23 protein-coding genes are annotated in these 26,439 nt (G+C 62.6%); 3 read left to right on the top strand and 20 right to left on the bottom strand.

Going from position 1 to position 26,439, the window contains the following annotated elements; translation table 11 throughout:
- Positions 1–52: 52 nt before the first annotated feature.
- The 10 genes from B0E55_RS25200 to B0E55_RS25155 form a co-directional block, all read right to left on the bottom strand.
- Positions 53–1,555: a glutamate synthase subunit beta gene (locus tag B0E55_RS25200; RefSeq protein ID WP_080910692.1), complete on the bottom strand. Its 1,503-nt coding sequence runs from the start codon at positions 1,553–1,555 to the stop codon at positions 53–55.
- A complete protein-coding gene (gene gltB / locus B0E55_RS25195; protein ID WP_080910691.1) occupies positions 1,548–6,026 on the bottom strand; it encodes a glutamate synthase large subunit in 4,479 nt (1,492 codons plus the stop codon). Before gltB ends, B0E55_RS25200 begins: the two co-directional genes overlap by 8 nt.
- A gap of 131 nt (positions 6,027–6,157) precedes the next feature.
- Positions 6,158–7,036 carry a TM2 domain-containing protein gene (locus tag B0E55_RS25190; RefSeq protein WP_080910690.1) on the bottom strand — a complete coding sequence of 293 codons (879 nt, stop codon included), beginning with the start codon at positions 7,034–7,036 and terminating at the stop codon, positions 6,158–6,160.
- Positions 7,037–7,165: 129 nt separating this feature from the next.
- Positions 7,166–7,591: a TM2 domain-containing protein gene (locus B0E55_RS25185; protein WP_080910689.1), complete on the bottom strand. Its 426-nt coding sequence runs from the start codon at positions 7,589–7,591 to the stop codon at positions 7,166–7,168.
- Complete coding sequence (gene lgt / locus B0E55_RS25180; RefSeq protein ID WP_019748656.1) at positions 7,588–8,661, bottom strand: prolipoprotein diacylglyceryl transferase; 1,074 nt, start codon at positions 8,659–8,661, stop codon at positions 7,588–7,590. Before lgt ends, B0E55_RS25185 begins: the two co-directional genes overlap by 4 nt.
- Positions 8,658–9,461, bottom strand: a complete 804-nt coding sequence (gene trpA / locus B0E55_RS25175; protein ID WP_003944010.1) for a tryptophan synthase subunit alpha — start codon at positions 9,459–9,461, stop codon at positions 8,658–8,660. Before trpA ends, lgt begins: the two co-directional genes overlap by 4 nt.
- On the bottom strand, positions 9,458–10,807 hold the full coding sequence (gene trpB, locus B0E55_RS25170) for a tryptophan synthase subunit beta (protein WP_080910688.1): 1,350 nt from the start codon (positions 10,805–10,807) through the stop codon (positions 9,458–9,460). Before trpB ends, trpA begins: the two co-directional genes overlap by 4 nt.
- A gap of 74 nt (positions 10,808–10,881) precedes the next feature.
- Entirely contained in the window at positions 10,882–11,691 is an 810-nt protein-coding gene (trpC, locus tag B0E55_RS25165; RefSeq protein ID WP_003944016.1) for an indole-3-glycerol phosphate synthase TrpC, read from the bottom strand.
- A 125-nt stretch (positions 11,692–11,816) separates the two neighbouring features.
- Positions 11,817–12,524 (bottom strand): TIGR02234 family membrane protein, encoded by a 708-nt coding sequence (locus B0E55_RS25160; RefSeq protein ID WP_080910687.1) that lies wholly within the window; start codon positions 12,522–12,524, stop codon positions 11,817–11,819.
- A complete protein-coding gene (locus B0E55_RS25155) occupies positions 12,521–14,107 on the bottom strand; it encodes an anthranilate synthase component I (protein ID WP_080910686.1) in 1,587 nt (528 codons plus the stop codon). Before B0E55_RS25155 ends, B0E55_RS25160 begins: the two co-directional genes overlap by 4 nt.
- Before the next feature lie 57 nt (positions 14,108–14,164).
- On the opposite strand from B0E55_RS25155, the gene B0E55_RS25150 reads away from it, so the two are divergent.
- Positions 14,165–14,623 (top strand): peroxiredoxin, encoded by a 459-nt coding sequence (locus B0E55_RS25150; protein WP_020907928.1) that lies wholly within the window; start codon positions 14,165–14,167, stop codon positions 14,621–14,623.
- A gap of 39 nt (positions 14,624–14,662) precedes the next feature.
- Here B0E55_RS25150 and B0E55_RS25145 read toward each other — a convergent pair whose 3' ends face one another.
- A complete protein-coding gene (locus tag B0E55_RS25145; protein WP_019748662.1) occupies positions 14,663–15,445 on the bottom strand; it encodes a dioxygenase family protein in 783 nt (260 codons plus the stop codon).
- Positions 15,446–15,620: 175 nt separating this feature from the next.
- Here B0E55_RS25145 and B0E55_RS25140 point away from each other — a divergent pair, with 175 nt between their 5' ends.
- The gene (locus B0E55_RS25140; RefSeq protein ID WP_029538195.1) at positions 15,621–16,130 is read left to right on the top strand and encodes a MarR family winged helix-turn-helix transcriptional regulator; all 510 of its coding nucleotides are present in this window, start codon (positions 15,621–15,623) and stop codon (positions 16,128–16,130) included.
- A 29-nt stretch (positions 16,131–16,159) separates the two neighbouring features.
- On the opposite strand, the gene B0E55_RS25135 is transcribed toward B0E55_RS25140, so the two are convergent.
- Entirely contained in the window at positions 16,160–17,698 is a 1,539-nt protein-coding gene (locus B0E55_RS25135; RefSeq protein ID WP_080910685.1) for an FAD-binding protein, read from the bottom strand.
- A gap of 242 nt (positions 17,699–17,940) precedes the next feature.
- On the opposite strand from B0E55_RS25135, the gene B0E55_RS25130 reads away from it, so the two are divergent.
- Complete coding sequence (locus B0E55_RS25130) at positions 17,941–18,531, top strand: TetR/AcrR family transcriptional regulator (protein WP_003943994.1); 591 nt, start codon at positions 17,941–17,943, stop codon at positions 18,529–18,531.
- Here the strand turns inward: B0E55_RS25130 and B0E55_RS25125 are convergent.
- From B0E55_RS25125 to B0E55_RS25090, 8 genes are read right to left on the bottom strand one after another with little or no spacing between them, the layout of a single operon-like run.
- A complete protein-coding gene (locus B0E55_RS25125; protein WP_030536761.1) occupies positions 18,528–18,995 on the bottom strand; it encodes a hypothetical protein in 468 nt (155 codons plus the stop codon). The two genes, B0E55_RS25130 and B0E55_RS25125, sit on opposite strands and share 4 nt — an antisense overlap.
- On the bottom strand, positions 18,992–19,528 hold the full coding sequence (locus tag B0E55_RS25120) for a hypothetical protein (protein WP_241896144.1): 537 nt from the start codon (positions 19,526–19,528) through the stop codon (positions 18,992–18,994). Before B0E55_RS25120 ends, B0E55_RS25125 begins: the two co-directional genes overlap by 4 nt.
- Positions 19,495–20,814 (bottom strand): MCE family protein, encoded by a 1,320-nt coding sequence (locus B0E55_RS25115; protein ID WP_080910683.1) that lies wholly within the window; start codon positions 20,812–20,814, stop codon positions 19,495–19,497. Before B0E55_RS25115 ends, B0E55_RS25120 begins: the two co-directional genes overlap by 34 nt.
- The gene (locus B0E55_RS25110; protein WP_198538447.1) at positions 20,811–21,968 is read right to left on the bottom strand and encodes an MCE family protein; all 1,158 of its coding nucleotides are present in this window, start codon (positions 21,966–21,968) and stop codon (positions 20,811–20,813) included. The genes B0E55_RS25115 and B0E55_RS25110 overlap by 4 nt, the downstream gene beginning before the upstream one ends.
- Complete coding sequence (locus tag B0E55_RS25105; protein ID WP_080910682.1) at positions 21,965–23,227, bottom strand: MCE family protein; 1,263 nt, start codon at positions 23,225–23,227, stop codon at positions 21,965–21,967. Before B0E55_RS25105 ends, B0E55_RS25110 begins: the two co-directional genes overlap by 4 nt.
- The gene (locus B0E55_RS25100) at positions 23,227–24,249 is read right to left on the bottom strand and encodes an MCE family protein (RefSeq protein ID WP_030536766.1); all 1,023 of its coding nucleotides are present in this window, start codon (positions 24,247–24,249) and stop codon (positions 23,227–23,229) included. Before B0E55_RS25100 ends, B0E55_RS25105 begins: the two co-directional genes overlap by 1 nt.
- Complete coding sequence (locus B0E55_RS25095; RefSeq protein WP_080910681.1) at positions 24,246–25,268, bottom strand: MCE family protein; 1,023 nt, start codon at positions 25,266–25,268, stop codon at positions 24,246–24,248. Before B0E55_RS25095 ends, B0E55_RS25100 begins: the two co-directional genes overlap by 4 nt.
- Positions 25,265–26,434 (bottom strand): MCE family protein, encoded by a 1,170-nt coding sequence (locus tag B0E55_RS25090; RefSeq protein ID WP_019748673.1) that lies wholly within the window; start codon positions 26,432–26,434, stop codon positions 25,265–25,267. The genes B0E55_RS25095 and B0E55_RS25090 overlap by 4 nt, the downstream gene beginning before the upstream one ends.
- Positions 26,435–26,439 lie beyond the last annotated feature (5 nt).

Below are 26,439 nucleotides of genomic sequence, written 5' to 3'. Positions count from 1 at the left end.
TTCTATCCGGCATTTGCGACCTGCACTTTCTGTACTTACTCGATTCAGTTGGTCAGCTCACGAACAGCGGAAATGCCTTTGGATGAACCGGAGCCGGAAGCGCCGACTCGCCTGTGAGAAACATGTCGACGGCACGTGCGGCCGACCGTCCCTCGGCAATCGCCCAAACCACCAGCGACGCCCCGCGATGCGCGTCGCCGCAGACGAATACGCCGGGTGTCCGGGTCTGCCACCCGACATCACACTCGATTCTGCCGAATGGATCGGTGCCGACATCAAGGTCGGTGAGCAGTGGGGCGGTTTCGACGCCGTCGAAACCCAGAGCGAGCAGGACCATCTCGCACACCAGATCCGTCGTGTCGCCGGTCTCCACCAGGGTCCGTTGTCCGTTCGTCCCCCGCGACACGGCTACCGGAACCATCCGGATTGCGCGGACCGCACCCCCACCGTCGTCGAGAAATTCCTGCGCCGCCCATCGGAATCGTTTGTCACTGCCCTCCTCGTCTGCCGGCGAGCTGCGTAAGACCCGCGGCCACAACGGCCATGGGTCGCGATCTCGATCGCGGCGTGCCGGAGGTGGGACGTGGTAATCCAATTCCGTCACCGAGAGGGCGCCTTGGCGATGCACCGTGCCGAGGCAGTCGGCGGCCGTGTCGCCGCCACCGATGATCACGACGTTCTTACCTCGCGCCGAGATGCTCGACGCACCGTCACCCTCGCATTCGTGGTTGGCCGCACGCAGGTACGTCATCGCACGATGGATTCCGCGAAGACTACGACCCGGTACGTCTGTGTCTCTGGCACGATCAGCCCCGACCGCCAGGACTACCGCCTCGAATTCCGTCGAGAGGTCGTGCGCGCTCACGTTCACTCCGACGGCGCAGTCGGTGACGAATCTGGTCCCCTCGGCGGTCAGTTGGTCCAGCCGCCGGTTGATGAGGGCCTTGGGCAACTTGAATTCCGGAATTCCGTAGCGAAGCAGTCCCCCGATCCGATCGCTCCGCTCGAACACCGTGACACTGTGTCCGGCTCGTGTCAGTTGTTGAGCCGCGGCCAGTCCCGCCGGTCCCGAACCGACAACCGCAACACGGTTTCCACTGTGAACTACCGGTGCCTGCGGCCCCAACCAACCCGACTCCCAGGCGTTGTCGACGATTGCCTGTTCGATGCGCTTGATGGTGACACCCCCCGACGTGTGCTCGTCGTCGAGTGCGAGAACGCACGCCGTTTCGCACGGTGCGGGGCACAGATGTCCGGTGAACTCGGGGAAATTGTTGGTGGAATGCAGATTCTCCGAGGCTTCGGACCACCGTCCACGCCGAACCAGGTCGTTCCATTCCGGAATGAGATTGCCGAGCGGACACCCCACGTCGGCCGAATGGCAGTACGGCACAGCGCAGTCCATGCAACGCGAGGCCTGTGCAGATACGTCTCGATTTCGCACGACGGGATCCAGCGACTCGTATACCGACGCCCAGTCGCCGACACGCACATCGGTCGATCTGGTCGGTGAGCCGGATCGTTTCACGTTGAGGAACCCGCGTGCGTCAGGCATGAGCCGGTTCCACCAGTTCGTTCTCTTCCACGACCTTCCGGTAGTCGACAGGCAAAACTTTGGTGAATCTCGGACTCTGGCCAACCCAGTCGTCGAGAAGTTTTGCCGCCACGGGCGAGCCGGTCGCAGCCAAATGCTCGCCGAGAATTTCGACCAGCTGACTGCAGTCTTCCGCCGAAGGCCGCTCCAGAACGACCATGTCGCCGTTGACCTTCTCTGCCTTCACGTCGAGTACGAAGGCAATTCCGCCCGACATTCCCGCAGCAAGGTTCCTACCAGTTGGACCGATGATGACGACGCGACCCCCGGTCATGTACTCGCACGCATGGTCTCCGACGCCTTCCACCACAGCGACCGCGCCCGAGTTGCGCACTGCGAATCGTTCCCCGACACGCCCCCTGGCATACAGCGCACCGCTCGTAGCGCCGTACAGCAGCGTATTGCCGGCAATCACCTGATCCTCCGCCACGAAGGGCGCGTCCTCACTCGGCCGAAGCGCGATTCGTCCACCGGAGAGCCCCTTCCCCACGTAATCGTTTGCATCGCCGACGACGACCAGCGAGATGCCGGGCGGCAGGAACGCACCGAGTGACTGGCCTGCCGTTCCACTGAGCACGACGTCGATGGTGCCTTCAGGTAGCCCGACGGCGCCGTAGCGTCTGGTCACCTCTGCGCCCAGCCTCGTTCCCACCGCCCGATCCGTATTGTGTACTGGCAGTTCGATATGCACGGGTCGAGCGTCCTCGAGTGAGTTCGCGGCGCACTCGATCAGGGTGCGTTCGAGTTCGCTCGAAACAGGTACACACGGCGGGTAGGCCGCGCCGGTCGGCGCGGCCGGAACGTCGAAGAGTGGTGAGAGGTCCAACGTGCGACTCTTCCAATGCGCCACCGCCGGAGACATTTCCAATACGTCTGCGTGGCCCAGAGCGTCGTCGATACTTCGAAACCCCAGTTCTGCCAACAAACGTCGTACGTCGTCGGCGATGAAGCGGAAGAAGTTCTCGACGTACTCCGGCCGGCCGGTGAATCGCTCGCGCAGTTCGGGATTCTGCGTTGCTACTCCGACGGGGCAGGTGTCGAGGTGACATACCCGCATCATGACGCAGCCGGCCGCGATGAGTGGCGCCGTGGAAAACCCGTACTCCTGCGCCCCCAGCAACGCGGCGACGACGACGTCCCGCGCCGTGCGCAGACCCCCGTCACACTGGACGACGATCCGATCGCGTAACCCGTTGAGCACCAAGGTCTGCTGAGTTTCGGCCAGCCCGATCTCCCAGGGCGTACCAGCGTGGTGGATGGACGAGAGTGCCGCCGCGCCCGTCCCGCCGTCGTGACCGGAGATCAGCACCACGTCGGCGTGCGCTTTGGCCACACCTGCCGCAACTGTCCCGACTCCGACTGCGCTGACCAACTTCACGTGTATCCGCGCACGATCGTTTGCGCATGTGAGGTCGTAGATCAATTGGGCGAGATCCTCGATCGAATAGATGTCGTGGTGCGGGGGCGGAGAGATGAGGCCGACTCCAGGTGTCGAGTACCGGGTTTCCGCGATCCACGGGTACACCTTGGACCCCGGAAGCTGCCCTCCTTCACCGGGCTTGGCGCCCTGGGCCATCTTGATCTGAATGTCAGTGGCATTGACCAGGTAATCGCTGGTCACCCCGAAGCGACCACTCGCGACCTGCTTGACTGCGCTTCGACGCTTGTTGTCACGCAACCGCTCCGGTGACTCTCCGCCCTCACCGGTGTTCGAACGTCCGCCGAGAGCATTCATCGCAACCGCCATCGTCTCGTGCGCCTCGGCAGAGAGGGAGCCGTAGCTCATCGCACCGGTGTTGAATCGAGCGAGAATCAACTCGACGGGTTCGACCTGACGGAGCGGAATCGGCGGACGAATCCCACGCCGAAATCGAAACAGCCCCCGAAGTGTTCCGCCCTGCGCACTCAGTCGATCGACTTCATCGCTGTAGCGACGAAATATCTCACTTCGCCCCGTCCGGGTCGCATGCTGAAGGAAGAACACGGACTCGGGTGTGAACACATGCAATTCACCACCGCGGCGATACCGGAACTCTCCACTGCTGCTCAACTGACGATGCCGCACCGTACGATACGTGGCCGCGTGACGCATCAGAACTTCTCGCGCGACTTCGGTGATACCGATCCCGCCAATCCGGCTTCGTGTGTTGCAGAAGTATTCGTCGACCAATTCTCGGCCCAAGCCCACTGCCTCGAATACCTGTGCGCCCGTATAGGAGTGAACCGTTGCGATTCCCATCTTCGACATCACTTTGAGCACGCCGGAATTTGCCGCTCTCAGATAGTTGTCCGATGCCATTTTCGAATCTATTCCGGGAAGCTCGTCTTGCTCGCTGAGTGCTTCTACCGATTCGAGAGCAAGATAGGGGTGGACAGCCGCAGCACCGTAGCCGATCAGCAGCGCGATGTGATGAACTTCGCGCGCGTCACCCGACTCGACGACGAGGGAAACCTTGGTTCGCAGGCCATGCCGAACCAGATCGTGGTGCACGGCAGATACTGCGAGCAATGACGGAATGGGAGCCTGCTCAGGGCCCGATCCACGGTCGGAGATCACCAGAATCTCGGTTCCGGCCGCGGCGGCCGTTCGGGCGGACTCACGAAGCCTCTCGACGCCTTCGCCGAGACTGCCTCTCGGATCGAAACCTCCCCGTAGGACAGCGCTTCTCGGAGTTCTTGCGCCGCATAGTTCGGCGACCTTCGCCATCTTCCCCGGTCCAATCACCGGTTTATCGAGAACAATCCTTCGGCACGACAGCGCCGACGCTTCGAACAAGTTCTGCTCAGCGCCGAGGGTGACACCAAGCGTAGTGACGACTTCCTCGCGAATCGCGTCCAAAGGCGGGTTCGTCACCTGAGCAAAGAGCTGGACGAAATAGTCGTACAACAGCTTCGGCCGATCCGAGAGAACGGCGAGAGGTGTGTCGACTCCCATCGATCCCAACGGCTCCGATCCTGAGCGAGCCATTGGAAGGAGAACTTCCTGCAAGTCCTCTGCCTGGTATCCGAAGAGCAGCTGCCTTTGCAACAGCGGAGCCGGATCGCCTCGGGCAGGCGCCGACTCGGGGATTTCCTCGAGATCGACCAATCCCCCGTCGACCCATTCCCTGTAGGGGTCTGTGCTCACGAGTTCGGATTTGATCTCCGCATCGGAAACGATGCCACGGCGAGCGGTGTCGACGAGGAACATTCGACCCGGTTCGAGGCGCCCCTTCTCCAACACCTCGGACGTCGGAGCGTCGAACACACCGCTCTCACTCGCCAACACGATACGGCCGTTCCTCATCCGCCACCATCGCCCTGGGCGAAGACCGTTGCGATCCAACACCGCCCCGACAACAGTGCCGTCGCTGAACGTCACCGACGCCGGACCGTCCCATGGTTCCATCAGGCAAGCGTGAAATTGGTAGAAGGCCCTCATCTCGTCTGGCATCGAAGAATCGTTCTCCCATGCACCGGGAATCATCATCGCGATGGCGTGCTGCACACTGCGGCCCCCGAGCGTCAGAAACTCGAGCACTTCGTCGAACGACGAAGAGTCGGATCCACCCGGGGTACAGATCGGAAACATGCGATCGATGTCCCCACCCAAAAGTGCGCTCCGCAACATCGGCTCGCGAGCGCGCATCCAATTCCTGTTTCCCACAATCGTATTGATCTCGCCGTTGTGAGCGATGCAGCGATACGGCTGAGCAAGTGACCACGACGGAAAAGTGTTCGTGGAGTACCGACTGTGCACGACCGCCAAGGCAGTTCGCATTCGGGCGTCGCATAGGTCGGTGAAGTAACCGGGTAACTGCGTCGGCGTGAGCATGCCCTTGTACACGATGGTTCGGGCGGACAACGAGGGGAAATACACCGCATCATCGGCCGAATGAATTCGCTCGACTTGTCTCCTGAGCGCAAATACGCGTCGGTCCAAGGCAATTCCGCCCACACTGCGATCTCTTGGCTCGGCGCACGTCACAAAACATTGACTGATGTACGGAGCGCACTGCGCGGCAACGGTTCCGACGCAGTCACGGTCGACTGGGACCTCCCTCCACCCGATAATCCGCAGTCCTTCTGCCGCTGCGTACCGGTGTATCCGAACTACCGCGCGCCCACGTGCTTCCCGATCCACCGGGAGAAAGCAGTTTCCGGCTGCGTAGGTGTTCTCACCCATCGCGTTGGGTGGTGGAAGCTCGAACGCGGTCACCGCGTCGAAGAATTCCGTCGGCAGCTGAAGAAGGATGCCCGCGCCGTCACCACTGTTGCACTCGCGCCCGACCGCGCCACGGTGGGTGAGATTGGCCAGGACCGCGAGCGCCTCGTCGACAATGGAATGCAGGTGACGTCCAGAGGTGTCTGCTACCACGGCTACACCACATGAATCGGTTTCCTGATCGGGGTCGTACAGGCCTCGAGGATCAGGTATTCGAGAAAACGGCACTCGGCGACCTCCACACGGTCATGCAGCCGACGTTCGCTAGTTTATCAGCACATAACCGCAGGTCGCGAGAGAAAAGTGTGACCCCCTGACGACGAGCGTCAGGGGGCCACAGTTCCGAACATCGTTTTCGATCAGCTACGCAAAGGTCGGTTGTACTGATCGCGCACACTGCCGGTCAACATCATGATTCCGTCGATGAGCGGCCAGATGCCACCGATTCCACACGTCAACCAAGTGACCGCGATCTGTGCGACAGCCATGCCGGGCTGGTTGAGGTAAAAACGTCCTGCTCCGAAACCGCCGAGCAGAATGCCCAGCAATCCGGCGGTCGTCTTCGACTTGTCCGAATACGGTTCGCCGGTCATCGGGTCACGTCCGTAGGGTGCGGACGGATCGACAAGGCCGAAACCAGGCTGAGGATAACCCTGACCTTGCGGGTATCCCTGCGCCTGACCGTAACCGGGCTGCGAATATCCAGGCTGGGGGTAGCCCTGCTGCTGACCGTAATTCTGGCTTCCCTGCGGTGGAGCGGCGGGGTAGTCCTGCGGCGGAGCCGCGTAGGGATTCGGAGTCTGATCTGCCGGCGCACCGTAGACGGGACCGTCCGTCGGGGTTTGGGTCGGCCTCGAGTAGTCCGGCGCCGGATAGTCGGTCGCCGGATAGTTCTGGGCGGCGTAGCTTTCCTGCGACGTGTACGGCGCCGTGGGCTGATTCGGGGTGGAATCAGAATCGGCAGTGGGGAACGCTGTAGTCGATTCGGTTCCGGTCGGCGGCGGGTAGATGGGGTGGTTTCCCCAGCCCGGGCCGTTCCCGACTCCCGAATACGTGTCCCAGCCTGGACCGGTGCCGGTGGTCTCCGTCGACGGAGTCTTTTCCGTTGGCGCCGAGGTTTCCGTCAACGACGCATCTGCCGTCGCGTCGTAGTCGAACGGCGACCCGAACTGGGGTGGAACCGGCGGCTGCGATCCTGACGAGTCCCCCGACTCGGACGGTTCCGGATTCTTGTTCAAGTTAGGCAACGTACTTTCCTTCGATTCGACGACGGTACGTAATAGCTTTTGTTATCGGGCCACGAGAAGGGTTCGGCCTTCGCGTGGCCGGTCCCCCACACATCTGTCTTCGCGGTTCATCCTCGCGGTTCATCCTCGCAACGGCCGGCGAGCACCGTCCCGCGCATTGCCCGAAAGTATCACGATGCCGTCGACGAACGCCCAGATCCAAATTCCGATGGCAAATGGAATTCCGATGAGGAACGCGGACATGAACAGCGCGAAGAACATGCCGAGCAGTTGGCACAGTCCGATGCCGACGCTCCCGATGTAAAGACGACCGACTCCACAGATTCCGAAGAAGCCCAGCAAGATCTGCAACAGTCCAGCTGTAGCTTTCGACTTGTCGGAATACGGTTCCCCCGTTACCGGGTGCCGACCGTACGGCGCATAGGGATCTCCGAACCCGTACATCGATTGAGCGGGCAGTGGCTGCTGATATCCGTACGGATTGGGCGCGCCGTAGACCGGTCCCTGATCCTCGGGGAATCCTCCTTGCGAGTAGGGACCTGTCACGGCTTGTCTTTCTTCGACAGCTTCACCGCGTCCGACGACTCATCCGACGCTGCCGTGGAGGCGCTTGCCTCACTGGAAGCGGATTCGGCAGCATCGGATTCAGAATCTTCAGCATCGGCGCCTTTCGCGTCGGCCTTCGCCGAATCAGTTTCGGTAACTGGCGCCGCGACTCCTGCTTCGCCGGCAGCTACCGCAGCGACGTAGTCCTTCGACTTCAAATCAGCGGGATCCTCACGACCCTTCTTCGCCAGGAAGAAGTAGGCCAGTGCGGCGAAGAACACGATCCCCGAAGTGAATGTGTTGACTCGAATGCCGGCGATCTCGTATGCGAAATCGTCGCGCATCAGTTCGACGACAAACCGGCCCAGGCAATAACCCGCGACGTACAGAGCAAACAGGCGTCCGTGACCGATCTTGAATCGGCGGTCGACGAGGACCAGCAGGATCACGATCAGGACGTTCCACACAGCTTCGTAGAGGAACGTCGGGTGAACGACCCGAATGACTTCTCCGTTGGAGACACCTGCCAGTTGATCGAGCTGGCCGGAAGAGTTCACACGCTCGAAGATCTCGAGGCCCCATGGGACGGTGGTCTCGCGACCGTACAACTCCTGGTTGAAGTAGTTGCCGATACGACCGATGGCCTGCGCGAGCAGGATTCCGGGCGCAATCGCATCACCGAGCGCGGAAACCGGAATGCCGCGTCGACGACAGCCGATCCACGCACCGATGCCGCCGAGGAACACAGCTCCCCAGATTCCGAGGCCTCCCTGCCACACCTTGAGTGCATCAAGAGGCTGACCGTTCTCGCCGAAATAGGCGGGCCAGTCGGTCAATACGTGATAGAGCCTGCCACCGATCAGCCCGAACGGAACAGCCCAGATCGCGATGTCGAGAACGGTCCCCTTCTCGCCGCCGCGGGCGACCCAACGACGATCTCCCCACACGATCGCGACGATGATGCCGAGGATGATGAAGAGCGCGTAGGCGCGCAGCGCTACCGGTCCGACGTACCAGACGCCTTGGGGCGGGCTGGGGATATAGGCCAGTAGGTCCACAGTTGAGGTCACGACGCCACGGTAGCCGAGCGGACGCCCTCGGCGAGTTCTTCGGTGAGCGAGCGAACCGCTCCCAAGCCGTTCTCGACCGCGGAGACCAGAGCCGAGCCGACGATGACGGCATCGGCGTATGCCGCGATTTCGGCAGCTTGTGCGCCGGACCGAACACCCAATCCGACGCCGACGGGAATGTCGGAATGCGCGCGGATTCGTGCGGTCAGTTCCGGAGCCATCGACGACACGGCGTCGCGAGCGCCGGTGACACCCATTGTCGAGGCCGCGTAGATGAATCCACTACTCGCGTCGAGTGTCATCGCGAGCCGTTCTTCCGTCGAGGACGGGGCGACAAGGAAGATCCGGTCGAGGTGGTGCTCCTCGGATGCTTCCATCCAGGCGCCTGCTTCTTCCGGAATGAGGTTGGGGGTGATGAGTCCGAGCCCGCCGGCGGAAGCGAGGTCTCGTGCGAACTTGTCGACGCCGTACTGCAGTACCGGGTTCCAGTAGGTCATCACGACGGCCTTGCCGCCGACCGAACTGATCTGCTCGATCACGGTGAAGATGTCGCGAAGGCGAACGCCGTTGGTGAGTGCGGTTTCGGCTGCACGCTGGATGGTCGGACCGTCCATGACCGGATCGGAATACGCGACACCGACTTCGATGATGTCGCAGCCACCGTCGACCATCGCCTTGAACACGTCGATCGATTCGGGAACGGTCGGATAACCGGCAGGCAGGTAACCGACGAGGGCGGCACGCTTGTCAGCCTTGCACGCTGCAAAGGTGGGTGCGAGGCGTGATGGTCGTTCGCTCACTTGTCCGAGCCTTCCGTGTTGTCGTTCTGGTCTGCTGCATCAGCCGGAGCGGTTGCCTGACTCGAGGCGCCGTCGAAGAGACCGAACCAGCTTGCGGCGGTGTCCATGTCCTTGTCACCGCGACCGGAGAGATTGGCGACGATGATCGCGCCCTCGCCGAGTTCCTTGCCCAGTCGGAGCGCGCCGGCAACGGCGTGGGCGGATTCGATGGCCGGGATGATGCCTTCGCGGCGCGAGAGCAGCAGTAGAGCATCCATCGCTTCGCTGTCGGTGACGGGTTCGTAGGTGGCACGCCCGATATCGCTCAGGTAAGCGTGCTCGGGTCCGACGCCCGGGTAGTCCAGACCAGCAGAGATCGAGTGCGATTCGATGGTCTGACCGTCTTCGTCCTGGAGCAGGTAGGAGTAGGCACCCTGGAATGCGCCAGGGGTACCGCCGGCGAACGTTGCTGCATGCCTTCCGGTTTCGACACCGTCGCCGGCTGCTTCGTAGCCAACCAGACGTACCGACAGATCGTCGATGAACGGGTGGAAGATTCCGATTGCGTTGGAGCCGCCTCCGACGCAGGCTGTGACTGCATCGGGCAGGCGGCCGGTCAGTGCCTGAACCTGGACGCGTGTTTCGAGGCCGACCACTCGCTGGAAGTCGCGAACGATGGTGGGGAACGGGTGCGGGCCTGCCGCGGTACCGAAGCAGTAATAGGTGTTGTCCGCGTGGGAAACCCAGTCGCGCAAGGCTTCGTTGATCGCGTCCTTGAGCGTGCGCGAACCGGTCTCGACCGAGACGACCTCCGCGCCGAGCAGGCGCATGCGTGCGACGTTCAGTGCTTGACGTTCGGTGTCGACAGCACCCATGTAGATGACGCACTCGAGACCGAGCAGTGCACAGGCGGTGGCCGATGCCACACCGTGCTGGCCCGCTCCGGTCTCGGCGATGATGCGGGTCTTGCCCATACGCTTCGCCAGCAGAACCTGACCGAGAACATTGTTGATCTTGTGAGAACCGGTGTGGTTCAGATCTTCACGCTTGAGAATGATGCGCGCACCACCGGCGAACTCGCTCATTCGTGTTGCCTCGAAAATCGGCGACGGACGCCCGGTGTAATCGCGCTGCAAGCGATCGAGTTCGTTCAAGAACGTGTCGTCCGCGCGAGCCTTTTCGTACTCCGCAGTGACTTCCTCGATAACCGCCATGAGGGCTTCCGGCACATGCCGTCCGCCATAGACGCCGAAATGCCCTCCGGCATCCGGGTCGTGAGAGCGCTCGGTGAGTCCCGCGCTGGCCGGCGGCAGATTGCCGCCCTTGAATACTGCACCGGAGCCTGGTTCCTGAGTACGTGAAGTCACCCCACCAGTCTGCCCCAACGGTGTCGCTGGTCACCGCCCGGGTGCATCAAAGCACGCCGGGCGGGTGAAGCGCTTTATCGAGACGGTTTGGGGCAGGACGGGTGTGCACCGGCATTGACCAGATCTGCGACGGCCTTGCGAGGGTCGCCGCTGGTCACGAGGCCTTCACCGACGAGCACTGCGTCGGCGCCCGCACCGGCGTACGCCAACAGATCGGCAGTTCCGCGAACACCCGATTCGGCGATCTTGATCGTCTCGGTCGGCAGACCGGGCGCAATGCGACCGAAGGTGTTCTTGTCCACCTCGAGGGTCTTGAGGTTGCGCGCGTTGACACCGATCACCTTGGCGCCGGCTTCGAGCGCGCGGTTGGCTTCTTCCTCGGTGTGCACCTCGACGAGGGCAGTCATTCCCAGAGATTCGGTGCGATCGATCAGCGAGGCGAGCGCCTGCTGTTCGAGTGCCGCGACGATCAGCAAGATGACGTCGGCGCCGTGAGCGCGAGCCTCGTGAATCTGGTACGGCCCCACGATGAAGTCCTTGCGCAGCACCGGAATGGTGACCGCTTTACGGACTGCGTCGAGGTCGGCCAACGAGCCGTGAAAACGGCGCTCTTCGGTGAGAACACTGATGATGCGTGCGCCACCGGCTTGGTAAGCCGCGGCAAGCTCTGCGGGATCGGCAATGTCGGCCAGCGCACCCTTTGACGGGCTCGCTCGCTTGACCTCGGCGATGACGCCGATGCTCGATTCCAGAAGTGCTGCTGCAGCATCGAGTGCAGGCGGTGCAGCGGCCGCAGCAGCCTTGACTGCAGCGAAGTCGAGTACGGCTTCGCGGGCGGCGACATCAGCGCGCACCCCGTCGAGAATCGAGTCGAGTACGGTCATCGTGGCCCGAATCCTTTCTGGGCAAGAGCCCGATGTGAGATACGTCATCAGGGTGGTCTCAGCCTAGTGGGACGAAATTTGGCTACTCCGCCGGGGTACCCACGCAGGTGAGGGTTCAGTCTTACTCAGTGCGACGACCCCGGTTTCGCACCGTTGCCTCCCCCAACTCCGTCGTCCCCGTCAGCCACTGTCGGGTCCTCTCCGGCATCGAGCGCGTCCCACAACATCCGTTGTGTCACAGGCTCGTCCGACGCGGGTGTGTCTCCCTGACCGAGCTTGGCTGCAGCTTCGCGGCGGGCGGCAGGGCTGTCGTACTTCGACGACAACCCGCCTCGCACTGGAGGTTTGCGCATCAGAAGTACTGCTGCGCCGAGCGCCGCCACCGCTCCGAGCAACGCAAGCAAGGCAGGCAGTACCGAAACAGTCGTTGAGAGATCTTCCGGGTGACCGGACAACTCGGCCAACTCCACCGCTCGGTCCGAAGAGGCTCCGGACACCAACAACTGCACCGCCGGAACCGCAACCGCGACGGCGACGAGTGCCACCAACAGTCCGACCACACGAAGGGCCCAACCTCGCACCGCGAACGACGCCGCGATCGCCGCCAGAAGCGCGAGCGCGAGCGGAGTCATCGCCGCCGCCCAGGTGCTGCCGTCGAGGTCCGTCGTCCGCTCCAGCGTCTTGCCGTCGCTCGAGGTCAGATGAACCCACGTCATTCGTGAGCTGCCCCACAGAGCTGCTGCCGACAGTGCAAGCAAAAGCGTTCTCGGCACAGCGGTGCCACGAGAAGCCCTTGTAGGCTGCTCCGCTGCAATCGACTCGTTCTCACTCACTGATCGTCACCTCCGATGGTGCGCAGGGTGTGCGCCGACGCGATGGCGCTCAGCACTGCCATCGCCTTGTTGCGGGCCTCGGTGTCCTCGTAGACCGGATCGGAGTCGGCGACGACGCCGGCGCCCGCCTGGACATATCCGATCCCGTCCTTGATCAATGCCGTTCGGATCGCGATCGCGGTGTCGGCGTCGCCGGCGAAGTCGAGGTAGCCGACGATGCCGCCGTAGATACCCCGCCTGGTTGGCTCGAGTTCTTCGATCAGCTGCATCGCACGCACCTTGGGTGCCCCTGACAGGGTTCCAGCGGGGAAGCATGCGGTGACCGCGTCGAGAGCGTGCTTTCCCTCGGCCAGATGACCGGTGACGGTCGATACGAGATGCATCACGTGGCTGTACCGTTCGATGTGCCGGTAGTCGTGCACCTTCACCGTGCCCGGGCGACAGACACGACCCAGATCGTTTCGCCCCAGATCGACGAGCATGAGGTGCTCGGAGTTTTCCTTCTCGTCGGCGAGGAGGTCCTTCTCGAGCAGGATGTCGTCCTCCTCTGTGGCACCGCGCCATCTGGTTCCAGCGATCGGGTGTGTTGTCGCGACGCCCTCGGCGACGGTGACCAGTGCTTCAGGGCTCGAACCGACGATCGAAAACGCCGTCTCTCCGTCACCGTTCGGCACGTTGAGCAGATACATGTACGGGCTGGGGTTCGACGCGCGCAGCATCCGGTACACGTCGATCGGTGCTGCAGTGCAATCGATCTCGAATCGCTGCGAGAGAACTACCTGGAATGCCTCGCCCGCTTCGATGTCGCCGATCAACTTTTTGACGTCGACACCGAAGCTCTCGGTGGTGCGTTGACGATGGTAGTTCGGAGTCGCTTTCGAGAATGTCGACACCGTCGATTTCGCCGGCGCCGCGAGAGCGCGAGTCATCGCGTCCAACCTGGCGACCGCGTCGTCGTACGCCGTGTCGACACGCTCGTCGGTGCCGTCCCAGTTGACCGCATTGGCGATGAGGGTGATCGCCCCTTCGTGGTGATCGACAGCGGCGATGTCGGCAGCAAGCAGCATGACCATCTCGGGTATCTGCAGGTCGTCGACCGCGGAGTCACCCAATCTCTCGAGGCGCCGCACCGCGTCGTAACCGAGGAACCCGACCATTCCGCCGGTCAGCGGGGGTAGGTCGGGAAGTCGCTCCGAACGAAGTAGTTCGAGGGTGGCACCGAGTGCATCGATCGGGTCACCGCCGGCCGGAGCACCGGCCGGAACATTGCCGTACCAAGCCGCCTCTCCGTCCACGACGGTCAGTGCAGCCGGACTCCCGACGCCGATGAACGACCACCGCGACCACGAACGACCGTTCTCGGCCGACTCGAGCAAGAAGGTGCCTGGACGATTACCGGCCAACTTCTCGTACGCCGAGAGCGGAGTTTCGGAGTCCGCCAACACTTTCCGAGTGACCGGAACGACCCGGTGCTCAGCTGCGAGGGCACGGAACTGCTCCCGAGTGGTGGTGGAATCGGACGCGTCACCGACGATCGCGGTGTCGGACGACCGTGCGGACATGGAGGTGGGCTCGCCGTGCATGCCTCCATCATCCCAGGCTCCCCCACACGGTCGTCGTGCGCGGGTAACCTCGGCCGAATGAAACCAGGCCAACTCGCCCCCGATTTCTCGCTGCCCGACCAGGACGGAACTCCGCGCTCGCTGACGAGCCTGCTCGCGAACGGCCCCTTGGTCCTCTTCTTCTACCCGGCAGCCTCGACGCCGGTGTGCACCGCCGAGGCGTGCCACTTCCGTGACCTGGGCAGCGAATTCGCCGCGGTGGGCGCTTCGCGGGCAGGTATCAGCACCGATACGGTCGAAGCTCAGTCCACCTTTGCCACCGCACAATCCTTCGACTACCCCCTGCTCGCCGACACCGACGGCAAGGTAGCCGAACAGTTCGGCGTCAAGCGCGGACTCCTGGGCAAGCTGGCTCCGGTCAAACGCTCGACCTTCGTAATCGACACCGACCGCACCGTTCTCAAAGTCATCTCGAGTGAACTTCGCGCCAACACGCACGGCGACCAGGCACTCGAGTTCCTTCGCAATCGAAGCTGACTCACCTGGGCGAAATGATTCTCTGAGCAACCTGATTCTCTAGGCGACCTGAATCGAGCGCTTCGCAAGTCCCATCCAGAATCCGTCGATCACCTGGGTGGGCACCTGCTCCGGATCGGACGACGCACCGAGCGTGACGAACAACGGGGCGAAGTGCTCGATGGTCGGATGCGCGTACGGCATCCCGGGAGCTTGGGCGCGGAAGTCGATCAACGAATCGACGTCTCCGGCAGCGAACCTCTCCCCTGCCCACGCGTCGAATTCCGCCGACCATCCCGGGGCCTGCGCCTCCGGTGACGGATCACGCAGGAACGGCAGCCCGTGCGTGGTGAATCCGGATCCCACGATCAGTACACCTTGCTCACGGAGTGGCCGTAGGCGTTCTCCGAGATGGAGCAAACGCTCGGGATCGAGGGTTGGCAGCGAAATTTGCAGTACCGGGATGTCTGCGTCCGGGTACATCACCGTGAGCGGCACGTAGGCACCGTGATCGAGTCCTCGATTCGGCTGCTGAACCACTCGTTCGTTGTCCGGCATCAACGCGGCAACCTGAGCGGCGAGTTCCGGAGCGCCGGGAGAGTTGTACTTCGCGCGGTAGAACCTCTCGGGAAAACCACCGAAGTCGTAGATGAGCGGGGTGCCCGTGGTCGTCGAACCGATCGTCAGCGGTGCTGATTCCCAGTGCGCCGAGACGACGAGGATTGCCGTCGGCCGCGGAAGATCACCGGCCCACGCCCCCAATTGGTCGACCCACAACGCGCTGTCCACCAGCGGCGGAGCACCGTGGCTGAGATACAGCGCAGGCATGGTTGTGGTGGACATATGGGCTCCTCGGGATAGACATTCGTCGTTAAGTTGAAGGTTCAACCTAATATAGGACTCAACACTTGCGTCCCGCAACTATTCCCCGCAATATTCTTCTGGACATGCGTCTGAGACGCTGTACACCAGCACGCTCCGTGCACGAAGAATGCTCGACCCGAAGGAGAAGTCACCGATGAGTGAACCGACCGCGCAGCCCGACGCGCAGTCTCAGACGAAGTGGCTCACAGCCGAGCAGCAGGAAGCCTGGCTGACACTGATCGCTCTCGTGACACGGTTGCCTGCCGCACTCGACACTCAACTGCAACGCGATTCGGCACTCACCCACTTCGAATACTTCGTGCTCGCCGCACTCTCGGACGCCCCCGACCACAAGCTCCAGTTGTCGGTACTGGCCCAGCGCGCGAACGCTTCCCTGTCCCGCCTCTCGCACGTCATCACGAAGATGGAGAAAGCCGGCTGGGTGAAACGGGAAGTCATTCGCGGCAGCCGCGGCTCCAACGCAGTACTCACCGACGAAGGAATGACAAAGGTCGTCGCGGCCGCGCCGCCACACGTCGCCTCCGTTCAAGGTCTCCTCTTCGAGGGCCTCGATGATCGCCAGGTCGCCCAGCTTTCGTCCTTGGGGACTGCAATGCTCAGCCAATTGGACAAGGGAATCGCCGCCGGACTCGGCAAGGCCTGACCCCTTTCCCGACACGAGCGGCCCGATCCTTACGACGGCGGCTTCGTGAGGTCGAGTGCAGCCAGGTGACTGAACAACATGCTCGCTCCGATCGGGTTTCCACCTCCGGGATACGTTGTCCCGCTGGCCGCTGCCATCGTGTTCCCCGCCGCGTACAACCCGGCAATCGCCGTACCGTCGGCTTTGAGCACCCGCCCGGTTGCGTCGGTACGTAGACCACCTTTGGTCCCGAGGTCGGAGATACCGAAAGCGGCAGCGTGAAACGGTCCTTGGTCGATCGGTACGAGCGGTGAAGCCCCCTCCGAAAAGGCACGGTCGTACGCAGTGTCTCCTCGGCCGAAGTCCGTGTCGACGCCGGTCGCCGCAGACTCGTTGAATCGCTTCACGGTCTGCACCAGTTCCGCTGCGGGAACATCGATCTGGGCGGCGAGGTCTTCGAGCGTCTGGGCACTCTTCCACAACCCCGCATCCACATACTGCTCCGTCTGCGCCATGGGCACGTTGGGCGCCTTCACCGGCGGCACTGCACCTTCCCTGTTGTCGTAGATCATCCAATACGGTGTGGTTACTTCTCGTGCCAGCATGTGTTCGATGACGGAGCGGCCCAAGCGGTCGTACGGCGCAGACTCGTTGACGAATCGACGACCGTTGTCGTCCACGAAGATTCCGCCGGTGAACCACAGCGCAAACGCGGAGCGGCCATCCGGATGGGTGAGCCCCGGCGACCACCAGGCCTCCCCCATGAGGTCGGTATCGGCGCCCACGGCGATAGCCGCCTGATGCGCCTTGCCGAGATTGCCGGGACAACCCATCGTGTCGAGCGCCGAGCCGGGAACACCGAATTCGGCACGCAGGGTCTCGTTCTGTTCGAATCCGCCCGCGGCCAGAATCACTCCTCTGCGGGCTCGGATGGTTCGACGCCGACCACCTAGTTCGACGACCGCGCCGACGACCGATCCGTCCTCGACGACCAATTCTTCGAGAGTGGTGTTCAGGTGCATGGCGGCGTTGGCGAATGTCGAAAGTGCCAGCAAGAATCGACCGATCAACGACTGCCCGCCGACGAGGTACGCCGGCAACTCTTCACCCAACCGCTCCGTCGCGAGCGGCGATCGAAGTGAATCACGAAGCACACCAAGCTTCTTAGCGTTCATCGGCTTGGGAACGATGTGTCGACCGCTCGCGCGAGCCTTGGGTTTTTCCCCGAAGTAGTCGGGCCACGGCAGTATCTGGAACTCGAAATTCGAGTCCTCTTCGAGATAGTCGATCAACCCGGCGCCGCCTCGAACGTATGCCTCCTGGACGTCGGCAGGTGTCCGATCACCCACCACCGAACGGTAGTACTCCAGCGCATCTTCGATGGTGTCGTCGTCCCCGCCCCGGCGAAGAACGGCGTTGCACGGGAACCACATTCCGCCGCCGCCCGAGTACGCCGTTGTTCCGCCGTACTTGTCGGTCGCTTCGATCACAATGACGTCGAGGCCTTCGCGTGCTGCCGTGTACGCGCCGGCGAGTCCGCCGCCCGATCCCACAGCGAGTACGTCGCATGTCTCGTCCCACTTCGTCATAATCAGCCTCTCCGATCCTGGGCACATTTCCGAACGTGTTCTAGAAATCGTTCTAACACATGGACTTAGCGATCGCGGGGGATCGAAATTCTGTCCCACCGAGCGGGAGCGAGACATGACGCCGAGCGGGAGCGAGACATGACGCCGAGCGGGAGCGAGACATGACACCGAGCGGGAGCGAGAACGAGCGGCGATAGCGCACACTTTGCTCGCACGGGTCTGATCCCGTAGTGTCTGGACACATGTCTGGTAAGACCAAGTTCGAGTCCACTCGTCGACGGCTCACACAGCAGCAAGCCGAAACCGTCGATCGATTGACCGCGGCAGCGATCACGGTCCTGCGCGACAAAGGGTTTGCCGATCTGACTGTGCGAATGGTGGCAGCGGAAGCCGGTGTCGCCGCAGCCACGGCATACACCTATTTTTCGTCCAAGAGTCACCTTGTGGCAGAACTGTTCTGGCGCCGACTCGACGCGGTACCTCACGAGCCCTCCCCCGAGGCGGAACGAGAAGCGCAGGTCTGCTCGGTCCTTCGAAGCGTCGCACTCCTCGTTTCCGACGAACCGGAGCTGGCTGCGGCCGTGACCACGGCGATGATGGGCAACGATCCCGACGTCGAACACCTTCGGGGACGTATCGGCAAGAACATCCGCGAGCGGCTCATCGAGGCACTGGGGCCGTCATACGATCCCGACGTACTCGAAGCACTCGAAATCTCCTGGTCCGGAGCGCTTGTCCGAGCCGGCATGGGATACGAGTCCTATTCGCAGATCGCAGACCGGCTCGAAGTCACTGCCAGGCTGATCATGGCGGGCCGCGACAACCTTCACTAGACGGGGGTCATGGCACTCACCAACCATGTGCCGTCGACTCGATCGAGTGTCACCTCGACTCGGCTCGACGTCGACGCTGGTGCCGGCCGCGCGATACTCGTCGTGATCTGATCGACGAACAGGAGCAATTCCGCTCGGTCTGCAGCAGCGGAGAGCACTCCCACGTCGACTACTCGCGCCTTCGTGCTGATTCCTTGCTCCTTCGACTGGGGTGCAACGGTTTTCGATCCGAATTCAGCGAAGCGGTCCTGAAATGTTCCACTTGCGCCCTCGGCAGCATGTGCAAGATCCTCGTCCACCGTGTCGCTGTTGTAGCTCAAGAGATTCTCGACGAGCATCGGCGCCACACCGATCACCTCGACACGTGCGGTTTCAGCGGCTGCCGAACGGTGGTGACTCCAGAGCAGAGTCCCGCCGACTCCCACCAAGATCAGCGCTGCAAACGCCAAGACCGCGCGCTTCACGGGACGAACTCCACACTCGACATCAGTACCCGACCGTCGACCTCTTCGACACCGACGCGAAGACGGTAGGTTCGCGCCGAAGACTCTCCCGCCGAATTGCCGACCTGAGCCGATGCCGCGATCAGTACCACCCCCGAGGTTCCGGATTCCGATGCCAGGGCTGCGGTGTCGACATGACCGTCGGAATCGACGGCGAAATCACGGATCGATGCGACGAACGCAGATTCACCGGACTTCAGTTCGTCTGCAAAAGTTCCCGTAGTCAGCGACTTCAGCTCCGCGAGATCCTCGTCGAGCGTGGCAGAGTGAACGTCGATCAGAGCAAGGGTTCCTGCGACAGCACCGTCGACGAACCCTTGACGCTGGGACTCTCGCACGCGGTCCGATCGAACTGCCAGACAACCGAAGACGACAACGACGCTCAGAGCCGCGAGTGCAATCCAGACCAGGGCAGTGAGTACACCGCGCTTCCCTCGGACCGGATCCATCACCTCACCTCTCAGCGATTCGTCGGCGTCAGCAACTGTTGCCACGGCTCACCCTCCCCCGGACCGGAGTCAGCCGGAGCCAACTCCGTGTGTCGATAGTCGACTCCGTCAGGCCCGGTGTACAACTCGCCGGGCGCATTCGTCCCCGACGGCACGTACGCTTCGGGGCTCAGGCAGATCTCCGGGCTCGGTGCTCGTTTGCCCGGTACCTCCATGCAGGGAATGTTCCGAGATCCACGAACGGCGAAGACCGAGTTCTGTGGCACTTTGCAGTACAGGTCGGCCGGGGTGTCCGGCACACTCGTCTGGGTTGGGTCCCGTCGCTGATCGGCAGGAAGGTAACCGGTCGAGCACGCCGCAGGGTCCTGCGCTTGGAGATGGAAGTTGACGTTCGCGGCGCCGTCCACCTGCCCGCGTTGTACGACGGTTTCCTGTGCCGCGACCAGTGGCGGCAAGATGACGAGCACCTGTTCCAACCCGGCGTTGTACGTCAAAGCCACCTGAGCGGTGCTGGTGAAATTGGCAAGCAGCACAGGCAAAGTGGGTTTGAGGCCTTGAAACAGCAGGTCGGCTTCAGTCGCGAAGCCCGGTCCGGTCTCGAGGATATTGCGCACGGAGCCGTCGGCGACCTCCAACTGTCCACTGAGTTGAGCGACACTGGACGCCCACTGGCGAATCTGATCGCCCGTCACCACCTGTGTCTGCAGGAGCGGATCCAACTGCTGTACGAGCGTCGTAGCCGGCGTTGTGGCAGCGGACATCTGATCGACGAACGAAGTGGTCGAATCCAGCAGACGAGCCAGATCCTCTCCCCTGCCTCCGAAAGCTGCCGCGGACTCGTCGATCACCGATCGCAACTTGTCCTGCGGTACGGATGCGAGCATCGCCTGCGCCTGATCGAGGACCGGTCCGATCTCGGTCGGGATCGTGACAGCTTCGGGGCCGATCACGTCTCCGTCGGCCAGAAAGGGTCCGTCCGCGGTGCTCGGTTGCATGTCGACGTATTGCTCACCGATTGCCGACACGCTTCGCACCGCTACTGTGAGTCCGCTGGAGGGAACGGGAACCGCACTCTCCAAAGATAATTCGGCGCGTACCACTCCCGGAGAGAGGCGCACCGACCTGACCTGACCGATGGTGTCGCCGCGATAGGTCACGTTCGCGTTCCGATACAGGCCGCCGGCGTCGGGCAGTTCGACTGTCACCGAATAGCGCCCGATGCCGAGCATGGTCGGAACTCTCAGGTACGAGATAGCCGCTGCGCTCATGCCTATCACCGCCAGGATCGCGAAGATCGTCAATTGCCTTCGCACCAACTTCGTGAGAATCATCGTCCACCGTCCTGGTCGGTCCGCCCTGTACCACTTGGGGCGGCCCGCCCGGTGTCACTTGGGGCGGCCCGCCCGGTACCCAGAGGCGCGGTCAAAGGATCGACCAGTATTCCGTTCTCCACCGGAGTTTGCGGCGCCCCGAACGGAGTACCGAAGCCCAGACCTGACTGAAGGCGATTACTCGTGAGGTCGATCAGCGCCCACAAATTGGTGTAATCACCGCGCATTCCGTCGTCGATGGTCGTCTGGGGGAAGGGGAAGGTACTCAGATTGCCCAAATTGTTGATCAGGTCCGGTCCTGTTTCGACCACCTTCTGCAGCGTCGATTCCAAGGCGCTCAAATTGGCTTTCAAATCGTCGCGGGTCCGGTCGACCAGATCGGTCCCGACGTCCCCGAACCTGCCGACCGCAGCGAGGGCGGTGGTCAGGTCGACGCGTTGGGCGCTCAGTTCCGCCAAGGCCGGATCAAGGGTCTCCAACGCCTCACCGAGAACGTCTCGCTGAGCCGTGATCTCGCCGGCGAACACGTCGAGATTCTCCATGGTCGTGACTATCGCCTCGCGTTGACGGTCGAGTGTCTCGGTCACGGTGTCCATCTGGCTCAGCAGGTCGCGCGCCGCATCGGTCCGTCCGCCGAGAGCAGTGTTCAGTTCCGTGGTGATGCTGTGAATCTGGGCCAGCCCACCGCCGTTGAGCACCAAGGACAGTGCCGTCAACGCTTCCTCGGTGGTGGGATAGACACTGGCCGATGCAAGGGGAATCACGGATCCCTCCGACAACCGCCCTTCCGGCGCCACCTCGGTGGGCGGCGCGAGCGCGACGTGTTTGGATCCGAGCAGACTGGTTTGGCCGATCTTGGCAGTCGCGTTGGCGGGCAGCGACACCGAGCCGTCGAGCGCAACCGTCACCCGTGCGTGCCAGTTGTCGGTCTCGATCGCACTGATACTTCCGACTGTCACGTCGTTGACCATGACCGGGGAGTTGGGACTGATCGACGTGACGTCCGGCATCTCGATCACGACCGAGAAACTTCCCTCACCGCGGCCGGCCGCGCCCGGCAGCGACACCGAATTCAGCCCGCTCCATTGACAACCCGTCAGAACGAGCACAGCGCTCGCCGCCACACACACTGTTCCCCACTGGCGGCCAGTCATCGTGATCCTGTCGACGGCATGAGCAAGCCGGTCAGATCAGACGCCACCGGTACCGTCGGAAAACTCAAGGCGCCAGTCGGTTCCAGATCAGGCTCGCTGTACACCAGTTGGTCCGGAAGAGCGCCGAGCGCCCGGGTCGGATTGATGCTCAGGTCCGGGTAGTTCGCTTTGATCGTGTTGAGCAACGGGCCGAGGTATTCGATGCACAAATCCGCGCCCTTCTTCGAGGTGTCGTTGGCCAGGCCGGCGATTCCGCCGCAGATCAAGTCGATCGGGTTGCCGACGTTCTGGAATGCGGGCACACCCACCATCGCTCCTTGGGCCGGCCGGTAGACGTTGTAGTAGTTCGACAACGCTGTCGGAGCCAGATGCAGTACCTTCTCGAGACCTGCGCGCTTGTCGACCAATACCTGGGACACGTCGGCCAACTTCGCGATCTGCTCCGTCAAGCCGGTTCGGTTCTGTTCGACAAACCGCTGTACGTCGACGACGGCGGCGTCCAGATCGGCGAGAGCCGGAGCCAATTGCGTCCGGCTCTCAGCGAGCACACTCGAGACATTTGCCAGCCGTCCTTGGAACTGAACGATCTGTTCGTCGCTTGCGGCGAGTGCGGTCGTGAAGGTCTGCAGGCCGCGGATGGTGCCGAACAGATCGGCTCCGCCTTCGTCGAGTGTGCTCATAGCCTCCGAGAGTTCGGTCACCGAGCGCCCCAGCGCTTCCCCGTTGCCGGCCAGTGCGGATCCGGCACCGTCGAGGAAGTTGGCGGCGGGACCGCGATCGTCCCCGTCGGGACCCAAAGCATCGGCAGCCCGGCCCAGCTGTTCCTTGATCTGGTCCCACTCGACCGGGACGGCTGTTCGGTCGAGCTCGATCTCCGCACCGTCATTCAGTGCGTCGGCGCCGTCCGTCACCGCCGGCGTCAACTGCACGAAGCGGGCCGAGACCAGTGACTGGGCAACGATCACCGCTTTCGCGTCCTCGGCGACGGGAACCTCGCGCGCCAATTTCAGTTCGACGCGCATTCGATCTCCCTGTGGGGCGATCTCGGTGACGCGGCCGACGTCGACTCCCACGACACGAACGTCGTCACCGACATACAGACCAGTCGTCGAGGTGAAGTAGGCGGTCACGTTGTAGTAGCGCAGATGTTGCACCGCAAGGTATCCCGACGCGACGACGATCGCCGCGCCGACGACGCTTCCACCGACGACGGCGATTCGACGCCAGTTCACCGGTTTGCGAACTCGTAAGGCACCCATCATCGAACCTCCGGAATCGGTAGCGGCGCAGGTGGTAGCCCGAACATCGCGTTGATCAACGGTTGGGTGTATTGCGCCGGTACCAGGTTCTGGACGTAGGCGTAATAGAAGGGACCGCTGGCCACGGTGTCGCCGAGCGTGCCCACGTACGTACCGAGACCGTCGATTCCCTGAGAAAGGTTGTCCTTGTTGTTCTGCAGAATGCCGACAACCGTGTCGAGTTTGCCGAGGACCGGTTGCAATTGCGCCTCGTTGTCGTGGACGAGTCCGCTCAGCTGGGTCGACAACGCCGAGATGTTCGTGATCACTTCCCCCAGCGCCGCCTGTCGCCGATCCAGTTCTCCCAACAAGGCGTTGCCGTCGACGAGTAGCGCGTTGACCTGTGGTCCACGCTCGGCCAGCGTCCCGGCGACGTCGTTTGCATCGGACAGCAAGGTGCGCAACATGTCGTCGCGTCTATTGACGCTGTCGGAGATCCGTGCGACACCGTCCAGCGCCGGCCTCAGGTTCGGCGCACTGTCGGACATCACCTGCCCCACTGCGTCGAGCGATTCGGAGAGTTGGTCGAGATCGATGTCCTCGACCGTCGTGGTGAGGTCACCGAGCACGTCGGGCAGCGAGTACGCCGATCTTGTTCGCTCGACCGGGATCTCGCCGCCGACCGCGATCCTTCCCGGACCGTCCAGATCGAGCGATACCGCTCGCTTGCCGAGCAACGACATCGTGGTGACGGCCGCCGATGTGCTTTCTCCCAAACCGATCGAGCCTTCCAGTGTGAAATCCACGCGCGCGAGTCCGTGCTCGACCTCGATCCGGTCCACCGTTCCGATCTTCACTCCGGCGGCGTTGACTTCGTCTCCCGGCGCGAGACCGCTGGCGTCGGCGAACACCGCGCTGTACCCGACACCCGATTTCAGGAACTGCAGATTCTGATACTGGAGCGATGCCAATACGACGGCGGCCGTGACGACCAATCCCACGACCCCCACGCGTACGGCCTGGCTCTGTGCCATCTCTCTCATCGTGGTGCGCACCTTCCGGTCGTCTGATCCACCAGGTCGACAGTGAGCGGCGTACCGTCGGCACCGTCGACCTTCAGTGCGATTCCGCACAGATAGAAGTTGAAGAACGACCCGTACGAGCCGACGCGGATCAGCTGCTTGTAGTTCGAGGGCATGGACGCGAGAATCCGATCGAGCTCACTTTGTTGCTCGATCAGCGGATTCAGGCTTGCGTCCAGATTCGACAGGTTTCCCGCGATGTCCGGGCGAACTCCGGCGAGGAGATCGGCGAAGGTGCCTGATGCGGTGTTCACACTCTCGACGGCAGTCCCGATCATCTCCCTGTCCGCCGCGAGCCCGCTGACCAGCTGTTGTAGGTGATCGAGAGTGTCACTGAACTGACCACCGCGGCTGCGCAATTCACTGAGCACACCGTCGAGGTTGCCGATCACTCGACCGATCAGTTGGTCGCGGTCTGCGAGAGTGTTCGTGATCGATCCGGTGTGCGCCAGCACCGATGCCACAGTTCCGGACTGGCCTTGAAACACCTCCAGCAAGGACATCGACAACGCGTTGACCTGCTCCGGGTCCAGGGCTTGAAACAGCGGCTTGAAACCACCGAGTAGCGCATCGAGGTCGAGTGCCGGTGCGGTGCGATCGACGGGAATGCTCTCGTCCTGTGGCTGCGGTTCCGCGATCCCCGGATCGTCGAGCAGTTCGAGGTATCGATTACCCACCAGATCCTGATATCGAACAGCGGCTCTGGTCGATACAGTCACGGTGTCACCCGTATCCACACTGAAACTCACGTGGGCACGGTGATTCCCACCGAATTCGACGGAGCCGACAGAACCGACCGGCACACCCGCGATGCGCACCTTGTCGCCGGCTCTGAGCCCGGAGGCGTTGACGAACTCCGCCGAGTACGACCTCGCGTCGCCACCTCGCATCTGGCCGAACACGAGGATCAGCCCGGCGTTGACGAGGATCATCACCAGAACAAAAATTCCGAACTTGACGGTGTACCCACGAACTTTCATCGGATCTCCGTCCCGAACAGGTAGCTCATCAGATCCGGGACCGTGTTCATCGGTTGCCCACCATTCGGCTGACGCTCGGGCGCAAACGGATTCACCCCGGTGTCGGTCACCAGGTACGGAGCATTGACGTTCGGGTCGCGCAGTGGAAGACCCATACACTGCGGGCCACCTGTTGCCGCGACCTTCGGAAGGTCGTCGGGATATCGGTACGGTTCGGTTCCGGCGATCAGACCGATCGACATCTTGATTCCTGGTTGTCCGTTGTAGGCGCCGTCGCCGATCTTCTTGCTCTCCTGCAGTCCGTGGAACATGCAGGGAATCACCGGGGAGTATTCCTCGAGCAGTGCGGTGGTCGGCCGCAGTAACGACAGAACGGTGTCGATACCGTCGGCGTTGGCTCCCAGTACATCTTCTCCGGTGCGGGCGACCCCGATCACGTTGAGCAAGAGGAGATCAAGATTCTGCTGCTCGTCGAGAACAGTGGTTCCCGTCGTCGTGAGCGAGTCGAGGGTGTCCATCAAGTCGAGAACAGCGTCGCGGTAGGTCTGTGTGACGGCTGGTAAATCAGTCAACACATGATCGAGAGCCTCACGTGCAGTGTTGAATTCGAGCAACGAGGAATCTGCTTGTTCGAGTGCGACCCCGAGCCGTCCGCCGCGTCCTTGCAGAGCAGTCGAGAGGGCACCCAATGTCGAATCGAGCTTGCCCGGGTCCACCGTCCGGAGCACGGTGGTGAGTTTCTCGAACACCGTGTTCAGCTCGACAGTCACCCGGGATGCGTCGATCGTCGCCCCGGCGGCAAGTCGCGCGCTGCTCGGCTGCTCCGGCGAGGACAGGCTGACGAACTTCGCGCCGAAGGCCGTGTTCGACGTGATCGCCACATCCACGTTTGACGGAATCGATTCGAGCGCTTCGGGATCGATCGACAACGACAGTTGTGCGGTAGCGTCGTCAGTCGGCGTGATGGACTCCACCGAGCCCACGGTCACCCCGGCCATCTTCACCCGCGCGCCCGGATCCATCACGAGCCCCGCGCGCTCCGCGATCACCGTGATCGGGACGCGAGCGACAAACACCTGGTTGAAAGACGCGACCGACAAAGCGATGACCCCGACGATCGCCGCAGCCAAGCCCAGAGCAGCCAACTTGTAGCCGTATCTGTGCACGCAGT

This window comes from Rhodococcus sp. 66b (assembly GCF_002076325.1).
In the GTDB taxonomy this organism is placed as follows: Bacteria; Actinomycetota; Actinomycetes; order Mycobacteriales; family Mycobacteriaceae; genus Rhodococcus_F; species Rhodococcus_F erythropolis.
Note: the sequence above shows the minus strand (reverse complement) of the source record. Positions and strands in the feature narration are given on the sequence as shown.